Genomic DNA, 15,910 nt, shown 5'->3' on the forward strand with positions numbered 1-15,910 from the left:
CCAGTCCGCGCCATCGGGCACGCGATGGCCCAAAGGCGTAAGGGCCGGTCTCGACCTGAGGTGTCGAGACCGGCCCTTGTGTTCGCGCCCGAGATCGCGCCCGAGTTCGCGCACAGGGTCGCGCCCTGGTTGCGGCAGAGGCCGATCCCGATGCATTGCTCAATGCAGTGACCTGAAATGCCGATGCATTATCAACGCAACACCGCCCCGCCCCATGGGTTCGAAACACCACGCTCGTGCGATTCGCCGCCCTCCCCCTTGCAGCAGGCAAAACCTACAATGTTATTTTAGCTTTTTTTCAAAGTAAAATAGGCAATTACGTACAATTTTGGTCAGTTTTTGCTGGACATTCAACCATGTTCGAACTAGCCTCTCGGCGAACTCTCTATATAAATACGGCTTACAATATCTAGCCTGCGATCACCTTGTGGCGGTCGCCATTTCGTGAGGTTGGGGATGCGGACTGCGCTCTTGATACGTGCCGGGGAGGGAAGGGGGCTGCCCACGAGCGGGGATTTCCTTCGGGCCGGATTTGTGGTGTCCACCGCCGTGGCTCGGGCCGACCGGCCCGGACAGGGCCAGGGCGCGCTCCAGGAACCGAGGGAGCCCGGGGACGAGCCGGATGGCGGGTGCTGTGGCGGACCAGCCGACGAAGGGGCCGGGGATGTGGAGGGGATGGCCGGGGAGATAGCGCCGACACTGGTGGCCAAGGCGTCGGCGGTCAAAAAAGAGGACAGCGCGCAGGTTTTCCCGCGCCTTCCTGAGGCATGCAGCGTAGGGGCGCGATGCCTGCGGGCGACCCGGCCGGAAGACGGCTACAGCACGTCTTCGTAACCGTCCAGGGCATCGTCCACGGCCATGCCATCGTGAACGACGCGGCCCAGCACCTGCACCAGCCGGGTGGGGTCGCGGTGCTGGAACACGTTGCGCCCCACCGAGAGTCCGGCTCCGCCCGCGTCGATGGACACCCGGACCATGTCCAGGAAAGCCCGGGTGGAATCGAGCTTGGGCCCGCCCGCAATGACCACGGGCACGCAGGCGCATTCCACCACATGGGCAAAGGTATCGGCGTCGCCGGTATAGTTGACCTTGACCACGTCCGCGCCCAGCTCCGCGCCCACCCTGGCGCAGTGGGCCACCACGTCCGGGGCATATTCGTCAGCCACCTTGGGGCCGCGCGCATAGACCATGGCCAGCAGCGGCATGCCCCATTCGGCGGCCGTGGCAGCCACCGCGCCCAGATCGGCCAGCATCTGTCCCTCGGTCTCGTCGCCCAGGTTGACATGGACGCTCACGCCGTCCGCGCCCAGGCGGATAGCCTCCTCCACCGTGGTCACCAGCCGCTTGACATTGGGATAGGGCGAGAGCACGGTGCCGGCAGACAGGTGGACGATGAGCCCGAAATCCCGACCCTGCATGCGGTGGCCGAGCTTGACCTGCCCCTTGTGAACCAGGCCGGCGTTGGCACCGCCCGCCACCAGGCTGGTCACGGTGTCGCGCATCTTCTCAAGGCCGGGGATGGGGCCCACGGTCACGCCGTGGTCCATGGGCACGATGATGGTGCGCCGGGTGTCGCGATTGAAAATCCTCTCCAGACGAATGGCCTTTCCTATATGCATCCTGCACCTCTTGCATGGTGGTTTGGTGTCGTGCCGCCGGATTTCTCGACAATGCAGTTGACATAATACACTCCCTGGCCGGAGGAAAGGACAATGATCGCTCCGGGCAGCGCCGGAATCCTGTTTTGGGCGCATTCCCCGTATTGACTCCGCCGGGAATTGTGACCACAATCCCTCAAGTACACGGCCCCAAAGAGAGGGACAATGGACGAGACAACCTACCAGACCATATTCGTCGCCCGGCAGCCCATTTTCACGGCCCACAACGACACCTGGGGCTACCTGATGCTCTTTCGGGACAGCCAGGACGCGGATCGGGCCGTGATCTCGGACAACTCCGAGGCGACCATGAACCTGGTGGCCAACCTGCCCCTGTGCCGGGGGCTGGCGGGCAACCGCTCGCGCCTGCTCATCCACTTCACCCCCGAGGACGTGGTGGCTGGCACGCCCCTGGCCGTGCCATCAGGCAACACGGTCATCACCCTTGAGGAGCAGGCCGATCCTCCGGGCGGCCTCCTGAAGGCCCTGCGCGACCTCAAGGGCGATGGCTACGAGGTGGCCGTCAACAACTTCGAGGGGCGCCCCGGCTGCGAGCCACTGGTCGAGCTGGCCGATGTGCTCGTGGTGAACATTGCCGACAGGGGGCCCTCCGAACTGGCCGCCATCGTTGCCAGGGGCCAGAAATTCGGCGTCTCCCGGATGATCGCCAAGTGCGTGGAGAACGCCGACGACCTGGAGCGGGCCAGGGAGGCGGGGTTTTCCCTCTTCCATGGCTTCTTCTTCAAGCACCCCCTGACCGAATCGGGACGCAAGATCACCTCCTCGGAGATCACCCGGCTCAAGCTCTTCGAGATCATCGAGAAGGACGAGCCCGACTTCGACGCCCTGGCCCCGGCCATCGAGGCAGACGTGGCCATCAGCTACCGGCTGCTGAATTTTCTCAACTCGGCCAGCTTCAGCTTTGCCACCACCATCACCTCCATCAGGCAGGCCGTGGTCCTGGCCGGTTGGAAGCCCATCCGCAACTGGCTGCGGCTGATCATCCTGACCGACATGGCCCCCTCGCAGAAGAGCCTCGAACTCTCCTACCTCTCGGCCCACCGGGCCAAGCTCTTCGAGACCGCGGCCCTGGGCGGCGGGTACGAGGATGAATCGGACAAGCTCTTCATGCTCGGCCTCTTCTCCCTGCTCGACGCCCTGCTCGACATGCGCATGGAAACCATCGTCAGGCACCTGCCCGTGGACGACGACATCAAGAACGCCCTGTGCGGCGAGGACAACCGCTACGCCCCGTGGCTCGCCCTGGCCAAGGCCATCGAGCAGTCGGACTGGGACGCGGTGGGGGCCACGGCCAAGACCCTGGACCTGCTCCCCGGCACCGTGGCCGTCAGCTACCAGCACGCCTTTACCTGGGCCGACTCTTTCTTTGTATCGGAAAGCCAGGAACATCCCAAACAATAAGAGTTTTCAGCAAACGATAGCGTATCGACAGCGCGCGTTTCACCCTTTCTCGACACCCCTTTCGGCCGCCTTGCCGGAAGGGGTGTCGCGCTTGTTGCGGCCTCTGATTCGGACACGGCCGCGGGTGGCTTCGCTGGCAAGGTCACGGACAAGGCCAAAGAGGGTTGAAGGCGAAAGGGGCGGGGAGGAGGGCTGCGGCAGGAAGAGGGGGCTGGCCGCTGCGGCCCGGTCAGGCGTCAGGAAGTTCGACGATGAACACCGTGCCCCTGGGGGAGTTGGGCGTGGCGCGCACCTGCCCGCCGTGGTCGGCCACGATGGAGCGGACAATGGTCAGCCCGAGCCCGGTGCCGCCCTTCTTCTCGGTATAGTAGGGCTCGAACATGCGCGAGGAGTCCTTGGGCAGGCCCGGGCCGTTGTCGGCCACGGTGATGCTGACCAGCCCGGCGTTGGTGTCGTGGGTGGCCCGGATCTCCACCCGGCCACCGCGATGGCCGCGCAGTGCCTCGGCCGCGTTGGTGAAAAGATTGATGAGCACGCGCCGGATGGCCTCGCGGTCAAAGGCGAAGGTGTTGATGGGCGTGACAAACTCCAGCTTCCAGTCGATCTTGCGGTAGGTGTTCTCGAACATGGCCGCCACCTCTTCCAGCACCGGGGCCAGGAAGTCCGGCCGGGGCTGGATCTCGGGCAGCTTGGCGTAGGAGGAGAACTCCGTGACCATGTTCTGCAACCGCTCCACCTGCTTGACGATCAGCTCGGTGCAGTCGTCAAAGACCTTCTCGTCCACGCGCTCGCCGTACTTGCGTTGCAGCCGCTGGGCCGAGAGCTTGATGGGCGTGAGGGGGTTCTTGATCTCGTGGGCGATGCGCCGGGCCACCTCGCGCCAGGCGGCCAGCCGCTGGATCTTCTCGAGCTCGGTGATGTCCTCGATCACCACAACGTGTCCGGCCTCGCGCCCGCCCACGTTGCGCAGGGAGACCACGTTGACCAGGGTCTTGATGTTGCGGCCGCGCACGGGAAGGTCGATCTGCCGCGACCACAGGGTGCCGGGATTGGCGCTGACCGAGGAGAGGGCTTCGTTCATCATGTCCGCGAAGTCGCCCGAGAGCAGCGACTGCGGCTTGCGGCCGATGATCATGGACCCGGGCACGCCCAGGATGTGTTCGGCCGCGGTGTTGACCGTGCCGATGCGGCCCTCCGCGTTCATGGAGATGACGCCCGAGGTGATGTTGTTGAGCACGGCCTCGATGTACTGGCCGCGCCGTTCAAGCTCCTGGTTCTGCTGGGCCAGACGCACATTGGCCTGTTGCACGGACTTCTGGCTCTGCTCCAGGTCCTCGGCCATGCGGTTGAAGGACTGGACCAGAAAGCCGAGTTCGTCGTCGGAGCGGTCCTCCAGGCGCACCGAGAGATCGCCGCGCGCGATGCGCTCGGTACCGGCGGCCAGGGCCTGGACCGGGGCGGACAATTCCTTGGCCAGTCGAAAGCCGAACCAGATGGCCCCCAGGATGATGAGCATGGCCATGACCCCCATGGTCAGGTACAGGTTCATCTTCCAGGGATATTTGCGTGTCTTGAGCTTCTTGTACTCGTCCAGGCCGCGCACGATCTGGTCCAGGCGGTGCATCAGGCCGTGGCCCACGGTCTCGCCGATGACCAGATAGCCGGAGCGGCCCTCGTCCACCGGAGTGACCCCCAGCACCAGGTCGCTGCCCGGCTTGGGGATGATGGTGGTCCAGGAGCGCGGGTCGGCCCTCAGGCTCTGCCAGTCCACCTTTTCCTTGATCTCGGGCCACGCCTGCTCCCACTGGGCCGTGGCGTGGGTGTTCTGCTCCGTGCCCTCGGGGGTGATGACGCCGATCAGGCTGAAGTCGTATTCCGTGAATTTCTCGCCCAGATAGTCGTCCATGGCCTTGCCGCCCCAGGCGAATTCGCTGCGCTTGATCACGGCGATCATGGCCTCGCCGCGCCGCTCGATCCGCTCCTGGGCCGAGCCGTAGAAGGCGCGGCCCAGTTCCAGGGCCTGCTCCATGGACTCCTCCACCTGCCCCTTGAACCAGTAGTCCACCGAGGCCTGCACGAACTTGACCGAGACGAGATAGATGAGGGCCGTGGGGATGAGGGAGAGGGAGATGAAGGCCAGCACCAGCCGCGTGCGCAGCTTGGAGCCGAGCACCCGGCGGCGGCGCTCCAGCATCAGGCGCACGGCGTTGCGCGCCACATAGAAGATCATGCCCAGCAGCAGGACCACGTTGAGGATGAGCAGGTTGAGGATGAGGTAGTAGTCGCCGCTCAAGTATTTCAACTCGGCCCAGGTCAGGCCGACGATGAGCAGCAGGAAGATCACGGCGACAACATACTCCCGCTTGCGCCGCTTCCGCTCGGTTCTGGTGGTCGGGTTGATGCGGATGGGATCAGGAGTCATGTCCGCCTCAGTAGGTGAAATCCAGTTGGAAGGAGGTGCCTGCCCCGGCGTCCCATGACCAGAAATAGATGAAGCGCGACAGCCCCTCGGGCGCGTCGGCATCGGTCATGAAGGCGTCGAGGGAGAGGCGGTATTTGCGGCCGCGCTCCAGCATGTCCCACGGCCCGAGGCCCACCTCCAGGGCTCCCCATCCTTCGACGAGCAGAGCCTGGATGTCCTTGCCGCGCAGGGGGGTGGTCCGGCCCGGCAGGGTCATGACGAACTCGCCGCTCAAGGCGTCGCGCGAGAGCGTGCTGACAAAGGAGGCCGAGGCCAGATGGCCGTCGAACCAGTAGTCGCGGGCCGCGCGCAGGCTGACCGAGCAGCGCAGGGCCAGCTGCGCCCCGTCCTCCAACTCGCCCTTGAGCACCACCGGCTCCACCACGCCGACGCCGAAACGGGCCGTGAGCACGCCCGAGACATTGGCCAGCGAGGGCGCCCGAAGGCTGATGGACTGGGCCAGGGCCGGGGCCGCGACCAAGAGCGCGCCCAAGGCCAGGGTCAGGGCGAGGGTGAGCCGGAATCGGGCCGGTGCCGGATCGACGTGGGTGTGTATCATGTATGCCAGCTGTGTATCAGCAGCGCCTGCAAAGGACAAGCGGCGCGGATCGCCGGGGGTGCCTCGCCGCTAGTCGTCCCGGGGCAGGATCTCGACGCGCCCCTGGTTGTAGGTCAGCCGCCAGGGTTCGGTGCGGACCACGGCGTCGAGCAGCGGGGTGAGCGGCGTCAGGCTGGTGATGGCCCCGTCGTTGGACGAGACCGTGACAAAGACCTTCTGCCCCTGCTTGGGGTTGAAGTAGACCGTGCCGGGCGAACGCTTCTGCCACGCGTTTTCCATGGTGTTGCAGCCGCCCACGAAGGTGTCCGGGGTAAAGGAGGTTAGGGCGTAGTCGGTCTTGAAGGTCACGCGCAGGAAGGTGCCCTCGGCCCCGGCCCCCATGCGCTGCACCCGGGTGATGACCGCGATGCTCTTGATCTCGGACTCAAAGGCCATCCGGTCCAGGTAACGGGTGTCCGTGGCCCGGGCCGGGAGGCTGGTGAGGGCCAGGGTCAGGAGTGAGATAAGTGCAACAATTCTCATGTGTTTCAATGGCATTTCCAGCTCGGTTCTTGTCAGGAAGAAGGCAGCCTAGCCCAACCCCCGGACATTGACAACTGTTATCAACATCAAGCGCGACCGGGCAGGCCGCTATCGGTCGCTGATCGCCGGGTCGCCCTTCATGCTCAGGGTGATGCGGCCGCGCGCATGATCCACGGCCATGACCGTGACCAGCACCTCGCGGCCGACGGCCACCACCTCGGCCGGGTCGCGCACAAAGCGGTCGGCCAGCTGGCTGATGTGGACCAGTCCGTCGCGGTGCACGCCCACATCCACGAAGGCGCCGAATTTGGTCACGTTAGTGACGATGCCGGGCAAACGCATGCCCTCGCGCAGGTCCTTGATGTCGCTGACGTTCTCGTCAAAGGCAAAGGCGCTGAACCCGGCGCGCGGGTCGCGGCCCGGTCGGGCCAGCTCGGCCAGGATGTCCTTGAGGGTGGGCAACCCCACCTCGTCGGACACGTAGGCCTCGGGCCGGATGCGCGCCCTGGCCGTTTCGTCGCGCAGCAGGTCGGCCACCGGGCATCCGGCGTCGCGGGCCATGCGCCGGACCAGTTCATAGCGCTCGGGATGGACCGCGCTGGCGTCCAGTGGGTCATGGCCCGGCCCCTGGCCGCGCACGCGCAGGAACCCGGCCGCCTGCTCAAAGGCCTTGGGCCCCAGCCGCTTGACCTTGAGCAGGGCGCGGCGGGAGGCAAAGGGTCCGTTCCCGTCGCGATGGGCCACGATGTTGGCGGCCAGGACCGGGCCAAGGCCCGAGACATGGGCGAGCAGCTCGGCGCTGGCCGTGTTCAGGTCCACGCCCACGGAATTGACGCAGCTGGCCACCACGTCGTCCAGGGCGCGTTTGAGGGGTGCCTGATCCACGTCGTGCTGGTATTGGCCCACGCCGATGGACCGGGGGTCGATCTTGACCAGCTCGGCCAGGGGGTCCATCAGCCTGCGGCCGATGGAGACCGCGCCGCGCACGGTCAGGTCCAGGTCCGGGAACTCCTGCCGGGCCACCTCGGAAGCGGAATAGATGGAGGCCCCGGATTCGTTGACCAGGACCACGGCCACGCCTTCAAGCCCCAGGCCGCGCACAAAGGATTCGGTCTCCCGGCCCCCGGTGCCGTTGCCCACGGCCACGGCCTCGACGGAGTGCCGGGCGCACAGCGTGCGCAGGGTGGCCCCGGCCTCGTCGCGCTGCCGGTTGGAGCCGGTGGGAAAGATGGTGGTGTGTTCCAGGAGCGCGCCCTGGGCGTCGAGCACGGCCAGCTTGGCCCCGGTGCGAAAGCCGGGGTCCAGGGCCAGGACCCGTTTCTGCCCCAGCGGCGGGACCAGCAGCAGTTGGCGCAGGTTGGCGGCGAACACGCGGATGGCCTCGGCATCCGCCCTGGCCTTGACCTCGGCCCGAACCTCGGTCTCGATGGACGGGCCGAGGAGCCGCTTGTAGCAGTCGTCCAGGGCCGCGCCTACCTGACGGGCGGCCGGGCCTTGGCCGCGCACCGCCGGGCGGCGCAGCAGCCCCAGGGCCTCGTCCTCGGGCGGACGCAGGGAGAGCTTGAGCATCCCCTCGCGCTCGCCCCGGAACATGGCCAGGGCGCGATGGCTCGGGATCGAGGCAAGGGGCTCGTCCCAGGAAAACCAGTCGCGATAGGTGGCCCCGGCCTCTTCCTGCCCCTTGACCGCACGCGAGACGAACCGGCCGCGCCGGACAAACAGGGCGCGCATTGCCCGCCGCGCCTCGGGATTTTCGCTGACGCGCTCGGCGATGATGTCGCGCGCCCCGGCCAGGGCCGCGTCCGTATCGGGCACGAGCCTGTCCGGTGCAATCTCGGGCGAGCCATCGGCGGGGGTGACGAATTTGCGCGCCTCGGCCACGGGGTCCATGTCCGGCCGCGAGAGTAGGGCTTCGGCCAGCGGGGCCAGGCCGCGCTCCCGGGCCATGGTCCCCCGGGTGCGCCGCTTTGGCCGGTGCGGCAGATAGATGTCTTCGAGCCGCGCCTTGTCTGCGGCCGCTTCCAGTTCGCGGCGCAGACCATCGGTGAGCAGGTCGCGCTCGGCCAGGGAGGCGAGGATGGCCTCGCGCCGCTTGTCCAGCGCGGCCAGCTCCTCCAGCCGGTCGCGCACAGCGGCCACGGCCACCTCGTCCAGGGAGCCGGTGGCCTCCTTGCGGTAGCGGGCGATGAAGGGGACTGTGCCGCCTTCGGCCAGGAGCCGGGCCACGGCCTCCACCCGGGCGGGCGGGATCGACAATTCGCCCGCGATCAGGCGGACATGCTCGGCCCGGGGGCCGGAATCGGGAGCCAGGTCAGGGCGGGCAGGGTCGGTGTGTGTCATGGAGCCGGTGTGCCCCCCTGCGCGGGCCGCGTCAAGGCATGGTTTCGTTTCGAGGGGCGCAGCTCTGTACAATTGCGGCATGGCCGGGTACATTGCCGGGCATGATGGTCAATGTGGAGCGGTTGTCATACAGCTTCGGAACGCACTGGGCGCTCAAGGACATTTCCTTCACCCTCGCCAAGGGGGAGTTCCTGTTCCTCACGGGCCACTCCGGCGCGGGCAAGTCCACCCTGCTCAAGATGCTCTACGGGGCGCTGCCCGTGACCCGTGGCCGCGCCTCGGTGGCCGGGATGTCCCTCAACACCCTCAAGAAACGACACATCCCGGGCCTGCGGCGCAAGGTGGGCGTGGTCTTCCAGGATTTCAAGATCCTGCCCCACCGCACGGTGTTCGACAATGTGGCCATGGCCCTTGAGGTGCGCGGCATGCCCCGGGCGCACCTGGAGCGCCGCGTGCGCGCCGTGGTCCGCGCCCTGGGGCTCGACACCAAGAGCTACTCGCCCTGCGAACACCTCTCGGGCGGCGAGCAGCAGCGGGTGGCCATCGCCCGATCCATGGTGGCCAACCCGGAACTCATCCTGGCCGACGAGCCCACGGGCAATCTCGACTTTGACCTGACCATGCACCTGATGGACATCTTCAAGCAATTCAATACCTACGGTACGTCTATCATCATGGCCACCCACAGCCGCGAGGTGCTCGACTGCGTGCCCGAGGCGCGCATCCTCCACCTGCAGGACGGCCGGGTGGTGGCCGAGGGCGAGCAGCCCCCGGGCAGCGACACCTGCTCCTGCCCCCCTGCGCCGGATGCCGATATGGCCGGGAGCGGAGACGACACCGATGCGCTCCTGCCCGAGGGAGGCCGGTCGTGATCGGCCGTTTCCTGCGCCTGACCCTGCGCGGGCTGGCCGATTTCCGGCTCCATCCCGTGGCCCAGCTGCTGACCATGGTGGCCGTGGCCATGGTCACCCTGCTCACCGGTCTGATCCTCACCGGCTTTCACACCGTCAACCTCGAACTGCTCAAGAGCCGGGGCCAGGTGGAATTCCAGGCCTACTGGAAGCAGGACCAGTCGCGCGACGCGGTCCGTGCCGACTGGGACGCCATCGGAGCCATGCCGCATCTGACCGATTTTGCCACCTTCACCCCGGAGGACGCCCTGACCGAGCTGGCCTCCACCCTGGGCGAGAGCGGCGATTTCTCCTGGCTGGCCGGGGACAACCCCCTGCCCCATTCGGCCCTGGTGCGTTTTGCCGTGCCGCCCGAGGCCCAGGAAGAGGGGTGGGCCGCCCGGCTGCTCACGGCCCTCAAGGAACTGCCCGGCGTGGACACGGTCAACTACACCCCCTTCCAGACCGACCTCGCCCAGGGCTGGATGACCCTGTCGCAAGTGGTCATCTGGCCGGTGCTGGGCTTTCTCGGGCTGGTCATATCCCTGGTGGTCCACAACACCATCAAGCTCTCCCTGCTCACGCGCATGGACGAGATCGAAATCCTCTCCCTTGTGGGCGCGAGCCCTTCCTACATCCGCTGGCCGCTGCTCACCTCCGGTTTTCTCCAGGGATTCGTGGGCGCGTCGGCCGGGCTGGGCCTGCTGGCCGGGGTCCACTCCCTGGCCGCCGATGCCCTCGACTTCGCGCCCTTTTTCATCCGCATCCCCTTCCTGCCCCTTGAGCAGATGCTCATGCTCGCCGGTGGCGTGACCCTGGTGGCCATGGCCAGTAGCTGGGTGGCGGTCAAGTAGCGCCCGCCACCGCTTCCCGCCCAACCCCTGTCAATGCTCTCTTTTGCCCCTGCCCGGGCCTTTTGTCGCCCTGTCGCGCCCGATCTCGGCCGGGCCGGAAAACCCGTACCATGCTCTCCGGGATTCCCGGCAATGACGCCGGAATCAAAACCCCGGGAGCAAGCATGCAATCCATTTATTCCTGCCAATTGAAGCACGACGACCAAGGCCGCATCGTCGAGAGGCCAGCCTCCGTGTCCCTATCGGCTTCGCGGGCGGCCTGCACGACCGGGATTTGGGCTTTGTCCGTTTCGGCTGGCGTGATTACGATACCTTCACCGGCCGCTGGACCGCCCCCGATCCGCTTGGCGACGCAGGCGGCGACCCGGACTGGTACGGGTATTGTCTGGACGACCCGGTGAACGGGGTGGTCAGACGCTTTGGATATCCGTGTGTCTGCAAACGCTCCAGCCCCAATCCTCATGGGCATTGCCGAAGAAACGGCCCGGCACTCCGTGCTGTTCGGCCGTGCTGCACAAAGGGGGGCTGGGGGAGGCTATGGGATGGCTATTGCCTGGATTTGGCGATCATGGACGCCAGGTCCCGGCGCAGGCGCTGCTCGTAGACGATGGCCATGTCCCGGTTCTTCATGACCATGTCCAGCTGCTTGGTGTGGATCATGACAAAGCCCAGTATCCTGAGCTTTTCTTCAAGCTCGACCCGGGGGAGTGCCTCGGCCCGGGCCAGCAGGGCGTCCTGGCGCAGTTCGGTGCGGAAGCCGTGCTCTTCGAGCAGGTCGGCCACCAGCTCGGCCCGCAGGATGCGCCGGTCCAGGTCGGCCGCGCCGCCCTTGAAGCGGAAGCTGGCGTAGTTCTCGTCCGTGACATCCCCGATCAGGGCCTCAAGGGTGCAGAAGTGGAACCCGAACCGCGACTGGAGCGAGAGGAACGTGTCGGTGATCATGAAGTAGTTCTTGACCTCGAAGCTGGAGGCCATGGCCGGTTCGATGTCCCTGTTGGAGGCAGCCTGATTGATGATCGAGGCGAAGCCCTTGACGTCGAGCACGGGCGGTCCGCCCCATTCCTGGGCGGTCATGCCTTCCCAGAGCACGTGCAGGGGGCGCGAGGCGATGTTCTCGAAGTCGATGTAGCGGTCCTGGGGCGGATTGGTGAATCCGTTGCCAAGGTCGATGAGCCAGTATTTGAGGGGGCGGCCATTGTAGCGCAGCTGCTTGGCCAGCCGTTTGCGCACCGGGCCGCTGTCTGCGGCAAAGAGTTCGCCCACGGATTTTTCGTGGCAGAACCGGGTGATGTCGTGGAGGGTGCGGCAAAAATCCGGGCGGAAATCCGGGGACTCCGGGTCGAGCAGGGTCAGGGGCACGATGTGGCGCGCCACGCTGGTCAGGGTGTTCATGACCGGGCTGCCAAGCATGAAATCCGGCCCCTTTCCGGCCTGGCTGGCCAGGAGTTCCTCGGCGCAGCCGGAAAAGATGCGGCCGTGGGTGCCGTCAACCGTGATCATCTGGTTGCCGTCCAGGACCGAGACCGCGTTTTCGAGCCCGAACACGGCGGGCACGTCGAACTCGCGGGCCACATTGGCCAGATGCCCGGCGGCGCTGCCTGTCTCGGCCACCACGGCCGAGGCCCGGGGCAGCAGCGGTGCCCAGCGGGGCAGGGCCTGGGCCGCCACCAGCACGGCTCCTTCGGGGAATGAGAAGGCATCCGCGTTCTTGCGGACCACGAAGACCGGCCCGCAGGCCGCGCCGGGGGAGGCGGGCTCGCCACCTTCGAGCAGCAGGGGGAGGCCCGGGTCGTCCTGCGGCTCGGGCACCACCGGCATGTGGCCGGTCATGGGCCGCGCCTGTAGAAAGATCAGGGTTCCCTGGCGGTCCACGACCCACTCCACATCCTGGGGCTGACCGAAGTGGCGCTCCACGGCCAGGGTCTTTTCGGCAAGGTCGATGATGACTTGGGGAGCGAGGGCCGGGGCCTCGGCTTCGGAATCCTGCAATGGGACATGGACAACGCCTTCCATGGCGTCCAGCTGGGCCATGGTCTGCTTCCTGGGGACGTGGGATTCCTCGATGCGCATGGGCTCGTCGCGCGAGACCAGATAGCGGTCGGCCTGGACGTTGCCGTCCACCACGGCTGTGGGCAGGCCCGGCACGGCGTGGATGACCAGCCTGCGGTCAGAGGGATGGACGGGATCGCGGGTGTAGACCACGCCCCCGGACGAGGCGTCCACCATGGGCAGGCAGCCGACGCATACGGCCATGCCCTCGTCGGGAATGCCCCGGTTCCAGCGGTAGGTCATGGCGGCCACGCCGTACTTGCTGGCCACCACCTCCTTGTAGGAGCGGGTGACCTGATCGAGCCGGACGCCAAGCTCGGTGCGGTACTGCCCGGCAAAGGAGGCGTCGGGCAGATCCTCGCCCAGGGCTGACGAGCGCACGGCCAGCCGGACCTCGTCGCCGTAGGTTTCGGCCAGGGCCTGACACTGCGCCTCGATGGCCTGCACGAGGTCGTCGGGCAGTGGCGCGGCCACGATCAGTTCCTGAATGGTCGAAGACAGGGCGTAGCGGGCGTCGAGGCGGTCCACCTGGCGGTCGCGGATGATGCCTTCGATCTCGGCGCTCAGGCTCGCGTGCTCGAAGAACCGGCGAAATCCGCTGGCCGTGATCACGAATCCGCTCGGCACGTCAAGGCCGATGCGGCCAAGCTCGCCCAGGTTGGCCATCTTGGGGCCGACCTCGCCCGCGTCGGCCGCGCCGATGGCATCCAGGCCGAGCACAAGCGGCCCGGGCACCGGGTCCCTGCCGCCTTCCACATGGCGGCCTATCTCCTGCTGCACGGCGCGCAACCGGTCGTACAGGGCGTTGTAGCGGCCGTCGGTCATGCCTTCCAGGCAGCGGATCATCTTGAAAACATTGGCAGTGGCCTGGGCGCACATGCCGCGAACCTGGGGCAGGCCAAAGGGCTTGCCGCCGCGCAGCATCTCCTCCATGTCGCTCATGACCTCAAGGGCGCGGTTGTTGGAGTTGACCAACTGGCGAAACAGGGCGCAGCGGCGGCGGAAGTCGAGCCGGAGCGCTCGCTCCAGGGCCTCGTCCTCTTCGGGCGAGCTGAGTCCGATCAGCCGTGAAAGCCTGTTCCAGAACGTTGCCATGAGCACTTCTTGCAGGTCAGCGTTGGTGAGTCAGGCGTCGTACCGGTTGCCTGTCCTTGTGCCACTGGTCATGGGGCCGCGCGCCCCGGATGCCTCTTCTATCTTGAGAACCAGTTCTCCGATGGCCACGGGCTTGACCATGTAGTCGTACGCCCCGAGTTCCATGCCGCGCAGGGCGGCCTCCGTGGAGGCGTGGGCCGTGAGCAGGACAACTTCCAGGTGCGGGAACAGACGGCGGATTTCCCCGAGGGTGGCCAATCCGTCCATGCCGCCGGGCATGAGCATGTCCAGTATCACGACATCGGGCTTGCTGGCGCTGATGGCGGCCAGCGCCTGCCTGCCATTGTTCGCAGTCTGGACCAGAAAGCCGCGCCGCGCAAGCCGTTTGGACAAGAAGTCCAGCAGGTCGACCTCGTCATCGACCAAAAGAACGGAAATGGGTTTCACCATGTGTGTTGCTTTCCTCGTCGCAATCAGGATCAGTTCTGCCTGGGGATCACGGCCCCTGGCAGGGCCACGTAATAGCCGGACTTGATGTTGGCATCCAGGGGGAGCAGGCCGCCGCTGGCTTCGGGGCTGACTGTCTCCACCTTCAGTTCGCCCACCTCGTGCATCTTGCGGTCAAGGATGCGCAGGGTGTCGCCGGAGTTGACGCCGTGGGCGCTGCCCAGGCCCACCATCACGTCCCAGCCTATCTTGCTCTTGGCCAGCTTGTAGACCGAGCCGATGCCCTGCCTGGTGAGCCGGGCCTCGTCCTTGCCCGATTGGCGGAACGAGAGATAGAGCAGAATCATGGTCAGCGGCATGGCCATGAAGAAAATGAGCACCGGCTTGATGTCGAGATAGCGCTCCGAAATGGAAGGCATGTCGGCGCGCAGGGCTTCCTGGTTGGCAAACACTCGTACCGTAAAGCGCGTCTCCACCTCCGGCTCCTTTGAGGCGGTGTTGAAGACCTGGAAGGTATACTCGCCCGGGGTGGCGGAATCAAGCTGCAAATACCCGCGCCACAGGCGGCCGCGCAGTTCGATGAAGTCGATGTGGAGCCCGGGGGTTTCCCGGGTGTAATCGACGTGGCTGCGAATGGTCTCCAGGCTGGGTTCTTCGAGCCATCTGTTGGGGATGGCCGGCGTGTCGAGCAGGTCGCCGCTGACGAGGACGGTGTCGCCCGGAGTCATTCGGAACACATAGGGCGTGCTGAAGGCGGCGGTGCAGGAATCGACCACCGAGAAGACCAGCAGGGCGATGCCGATCAGGGCGATGCGGTTGAATGTCCGTGTGGTCATGCTATGACTTGTCCTTTGATGATGACCAGGATTGACGCTTGTTTCTGGAGCGGCGGGCCAGGGCCACGCCCACGACCAGCCCCAGGCCCAGGGAGAGGATGAGAACCAGCAGCTGGCTCACGTCACGCCCCTTCCTGAAGGGCCGTTTCTTCGCTGACAGGGGCCAGGCGCTTGATGGTGTACCACGAGGCCAAAAGGGTGATGGCCGCGACAGGCACGAAGGTCTTCATGAAGGTAATGGTCATGGTCTCCGGATTGGCGCTGCTCCAGTACATGCACAGGGACAGCTCCACGAGCAGGAGGATGTCCATGATGACGACTACGGCGCGCTGGGCATTGGTCAGTGGCTGTCTGCCTTGCATATTCACTCCTGTCCCTCCGTGGCCCGCCCGCACCAATGGGGCTGAGACGGGCGGGCCGCGAAGGGGTGGTAGGGTCGTGTTACTTGCCCATCAGGTCTTGCTTGGACACGTTCATGATCTTCAGGGCGACGTTCTTGTCGCCCACGGGATTGTAGGAGAGGCGGATCACGTCGCCCACCTCGATCCGCATTCCGATCTTGGCCGTGCTCGTGTCGAACTCGGTCAGCACGCCGGTGGGCTGTCCGAACCTGAATTCCTTGGAGAAATTCAGGTCATATTCGTCGAGGACGAGGATTTTGGTGTTTTCGTCATAGGATACACAGGCTCCCTGGGCCACGCTCGCCGCCCAGGCCGAGGCGCTGGCCAGAAGCACCAGCAGCGCAGCGGTCAGGAGTATGGTCTTGATGTTTCGCAT

The 15,910-nt window shown here is 66.1% G+C and carries 14 protein-coding genes and 1 pseudogene; 5 read left to right on the forward strand and 10 right to left on the reverse strand.

Annotated features, from left to right (window positions below):
• Positions 1–471 precede the first annotated feature (471 nt).
• The gene (locus tag QQS14_RS05880; protein WP_285906027.1) at positions 472–834 is read left to right on the forward strand and encodes a hypothetical protein; all 363 of its coding nucleotides are present in this window, start codon (positions 472–474) and stop codon (positions 832–834) included.
• Here QQS14_RS05880 and QQS14_RS05885 read toward each other — a convergent pair.
• Positions 816–1,619 carry a 2-amino-3,7-dideoxy-D-threo-hept-6-ulosonate synthase gene (locus tag QQS14_RS05885; RefSeq protein ID WP_285906028.1) on the reverse strand — a complete coding sequence of 268 codons (804 nt, stop codon included), beginning with the start codon at positions 1,617–1,619 and terminating at the stop codon, positions 816–818. The two genes, QQS14_RS05880 and QQS14_RS05885, sit on opposite strands and share 19 nt — an antisense overlap.
• Positions 1,620–1,823: 204 nt before the next feature.
• On the opposite strand from QQS14_RS05885, the gene QQS14_RS05890 reads away from it, so the two are divergent.
• Positions 1,824–3,080 (forward strand): EAL and HDOD domain-containing protein, encoded by a 1,257-nt coding sequence (locus QQS14_RS05890; protein ID WP_285906029.1) that lies wholly within the window; start codon positions 1,824–1,826, stop codon positions 3,078–3,080.
• A gap of 229 nt (positions 3,081–3,309) precedes the next feature.
• Here QQS14_RS05890 and QQS14_RS05895 read toward each other — a convergent pair whose 3' ends face one another.
• The 4 genes from QQS14_RS05895 to QQS14_RS05910 all read right to left on the reverse strand — a co-directional run bounded on the left by QQS14_RS05895 (position 3,310) and on the right by QQS14_RS05910 (position 8,962).
• Entirely contained in the window at positions 3,310–5,502 is a 2,193-nt protein-coding gene (locus tag QQS14_RS05895) for a sensor histidine kinase (protein ID WP_285906030.1), read from the reverse strand.
• Positions 5,503–5,509: 7 nt separating this feature from the next.
• Complete coding sequence (locus QQS14_RS05900; protein ID WP_285906031.1) at positions 5,510–6,100, reverse strand: DUF4390 domain-containing protein; 591 nt, start codon at positions 6,098–6,100, stop codon at positions 5,510–5,512.
• Positions 6,101–6,169: 69 nt separating this feature from the next.
• Positions 6,170–6,622: a hypothetical protein gene (locus tag QQS14_RS05905; RefSeq protein WP_285906032.1), complete on the reverse strand. Its 453-nt coding sequence runs from the start codon at positions 6,620–6,622 to the stop codon at positions 6,170–6,172.
• 108 nt (positions 6,623–6,730) lie between these two features.
• Complete coding sequence (locus QQS14_RS05910) at positions 6,731–8,962, reverse strand: Tex family protein (RefSeq protein WP_285906033.1); 2,232 nt, start codon at positions 8,960–8,962, stop codon at positions 6,731–6,733.
• 104 nt (positions 8,963–9,066) lie between these two features.
• Here QQS14_RS05910 and ftsE point away from each other — a divergent pair, with 104 nt between their 5' ends.
• The 3 genes and pseudogenes from ftsE to QQS14_RS16605 all read left to right on the forward strand — a co-directional run.
• Positions 9,067–9,834: a cell division ATP-binding protein FtsE gene (gene ftsE / locus QQS14_RS05915; RefSeq protein WP_285906054.1), complete on the forward strand. Its 768-nt coding sequence runs from the start codon at positions 9,067–9,069 to the stop codon at positions 9,832–9,834.
• Entirely contained in the window at positions 9,831–10,706 is an 876-nt protein-coding gene (locus QQS14_RS05920; RefSeq protein WP_285906034.1) for a cell division protein FtsX, read from the forward strand. Before ftsE ends, QQS14_RS05920 begins: the two co-directional genes overlap by 4 nt.
• Positions 10,707–10,935: 229 nt before the next feature.
• Positions 10,936–11,115, forward strand: a pseudogene (locus QQS14_RS16605) (RHS repeat-associated core domain-containing protein); the annotation flags it as partial.
• A gap of 137 nt (positions 11,116–11,252) precedes the next feature.
• Here QQS14_RS16605 and QQS14_RS05930 read toward each other — a convergent pair.
• The 5 genes from QQS14_RS05930 to QQS14_RS05950 form a co-directional block, all read right to left on the reverse strand.
• The gene (locus QQS14_RS05930) at positions 11,253–13,850 is read right to left on the reverse strand and encodes a PEP/pyruvate-binding domain-containing protein (RefSeq protein ID WP_285906036.1); all 2,598 of its coding nucleotides are present in this window, start codon (positions 13,848–13,850) and stop codon (positions 11,253–11,255) included.
• A gap of 30 nt (positions 13,851–13,880) precedes the next feature.
• On the reverse strand, positions 13,881–14,300 hold the full coding sequence (locus tag QQS14_RS05935) for a response regulator (RefSeq protein WP_285906037.1): 420 nt from the start codon (positions 14,298–14,300) through the stop codon (positions 13,881–13,883).
• Positions 14,301–14,329: 29 nt separating this feature from the next.
• Positions 14,330–15,133 carry a hypothetical protein gene (locus tag QQS14_RS05940; RefSeq protein WP_285906038.1) on the reverse strand — a complete coding sequence of 268 codons (804 nt, stop codon included), beginning with the start codon at positions 15,131–15,133 and terminating at the stop codon, positions 14,330–14,332.
• A gap of 122 nt (positions 15,134–15,255) precedes the next feature.
• Positions 15,256–15,495, reverse strand: a complete 240-nt coding sequence (locus tag QQS14_RS05945) for a hypothetical protein (protein ID WP_285906039.1) — start codon at positions 15,493–15,495, stop codon at positions 15,256–15,258.
• Between the two features lie 79 nt (positions 15,496–15,574).
• Positions 15,575–15,910, reverse strand: a complete 336-nt coding sequence (locus tag QQS14_RS05950) for a hypothetical protein (RefSeq protein ID WP_285906040.1) — start codon at positions 15,908–15,910, stop codon at positions 15,575–15,577.

The organism is Pseudodesulfovibrio pelocollis, from assembly GCF_030282845.1.
In the GTDB taxonomy this organism is placed as follows: domain Bacteria; phylum Desulfobacterota; class Desulfovibrionia; order Desulfovibrionales; family Desulfovibrionaceae; genus Pseudodesulfovibrio; species Pseudodesulfovibrio pelocollis.

Bases quoted from the DNA above. Each gene is read 5' to 3' on its own strand.
- QQS14_RS05930 (WP_285906036.1), bottom strand. From the start codon at position 13,850: ATGGCAACGTTCTGGAACAGGCTTTCACGGCTGATCGGACTCAGCTCG.
- QQS14_RS05905 (WP_285906032.1), bottom strand. From the start codon at position 6,622: ATGAGAATTGTTGCACTTATCTCACTCCTGACCCTGGCCCTCACCAGC.
- QQS14_RS05945 (WP_285906039.1), bottom strand. From the start codon at position 15,495: ATGCAAGGCAGACAGCCACTGACCAATGCCCAGCGCGCCGTAGTCGTC.
- ftsE (WP_285906054.1), top strand. From the start codon at position 9,067: ATGGTCAATGTGGAGCGGTTGTCATACAGCTTCGGAACGCACTGGGCG.
- QQS14_RS05910 (WP_285906033.1), bottom strand. From the start codon at position 8,962: ATGACACACACCGACCCTGCCCGCCCTGACCTGGCTCCCGATTCCGGC.
- QQS14_RS05950 (WP_285906040.1), bottom strand. From the start codon at position 15,910: ATGCGAAACATCAAGACCATACTCCTGACCGCTGCGCTGCTGGTGCTT.
- QQS14_RS05895 (WP_285906030.1), bottom strand. From the start codon at position 5,502: ATGACTCCTGATCCCATCCGCATCAACCCGACCACCAGAACCGAGCGG.
- QQS14_RS05890 (WP_285906029.1), top strand. From the start codon at position 1,824: ATGGACGAGACAACCTACCAGACCATATTCGTCGCCCGGCAGCCCATT.
- QQS14_RS05940 (WP_285906038.1), bottom strand. From the start codon at position 15,133: ATGACCACACGGACATTCAACCGCATCGCCCTGATCGGCATCGCCCTG.
- QQS14_RS05885 (WP_285906028.1), bottom strand. From the start codon at position 1,619: ATGCATATAGGAAAGGCCATTCGTCTGGAGAGGATTTTCAATCGCGAC.
- QQS14_RS05935 (WP_285906037.1), bottom strand. From the start codon at position 14,300: ATGGTGAAACCCATTTCCGTTCTTTTGGTCGATGACGAGGTCGACCTG.
- QQS14_RS05900 (WP_285906031.1), bottom strand. From the start codon at position 6,100: ATGATACACACCCACGTCGATCCGGCACCGGCCCGATTCCGGCTCACC.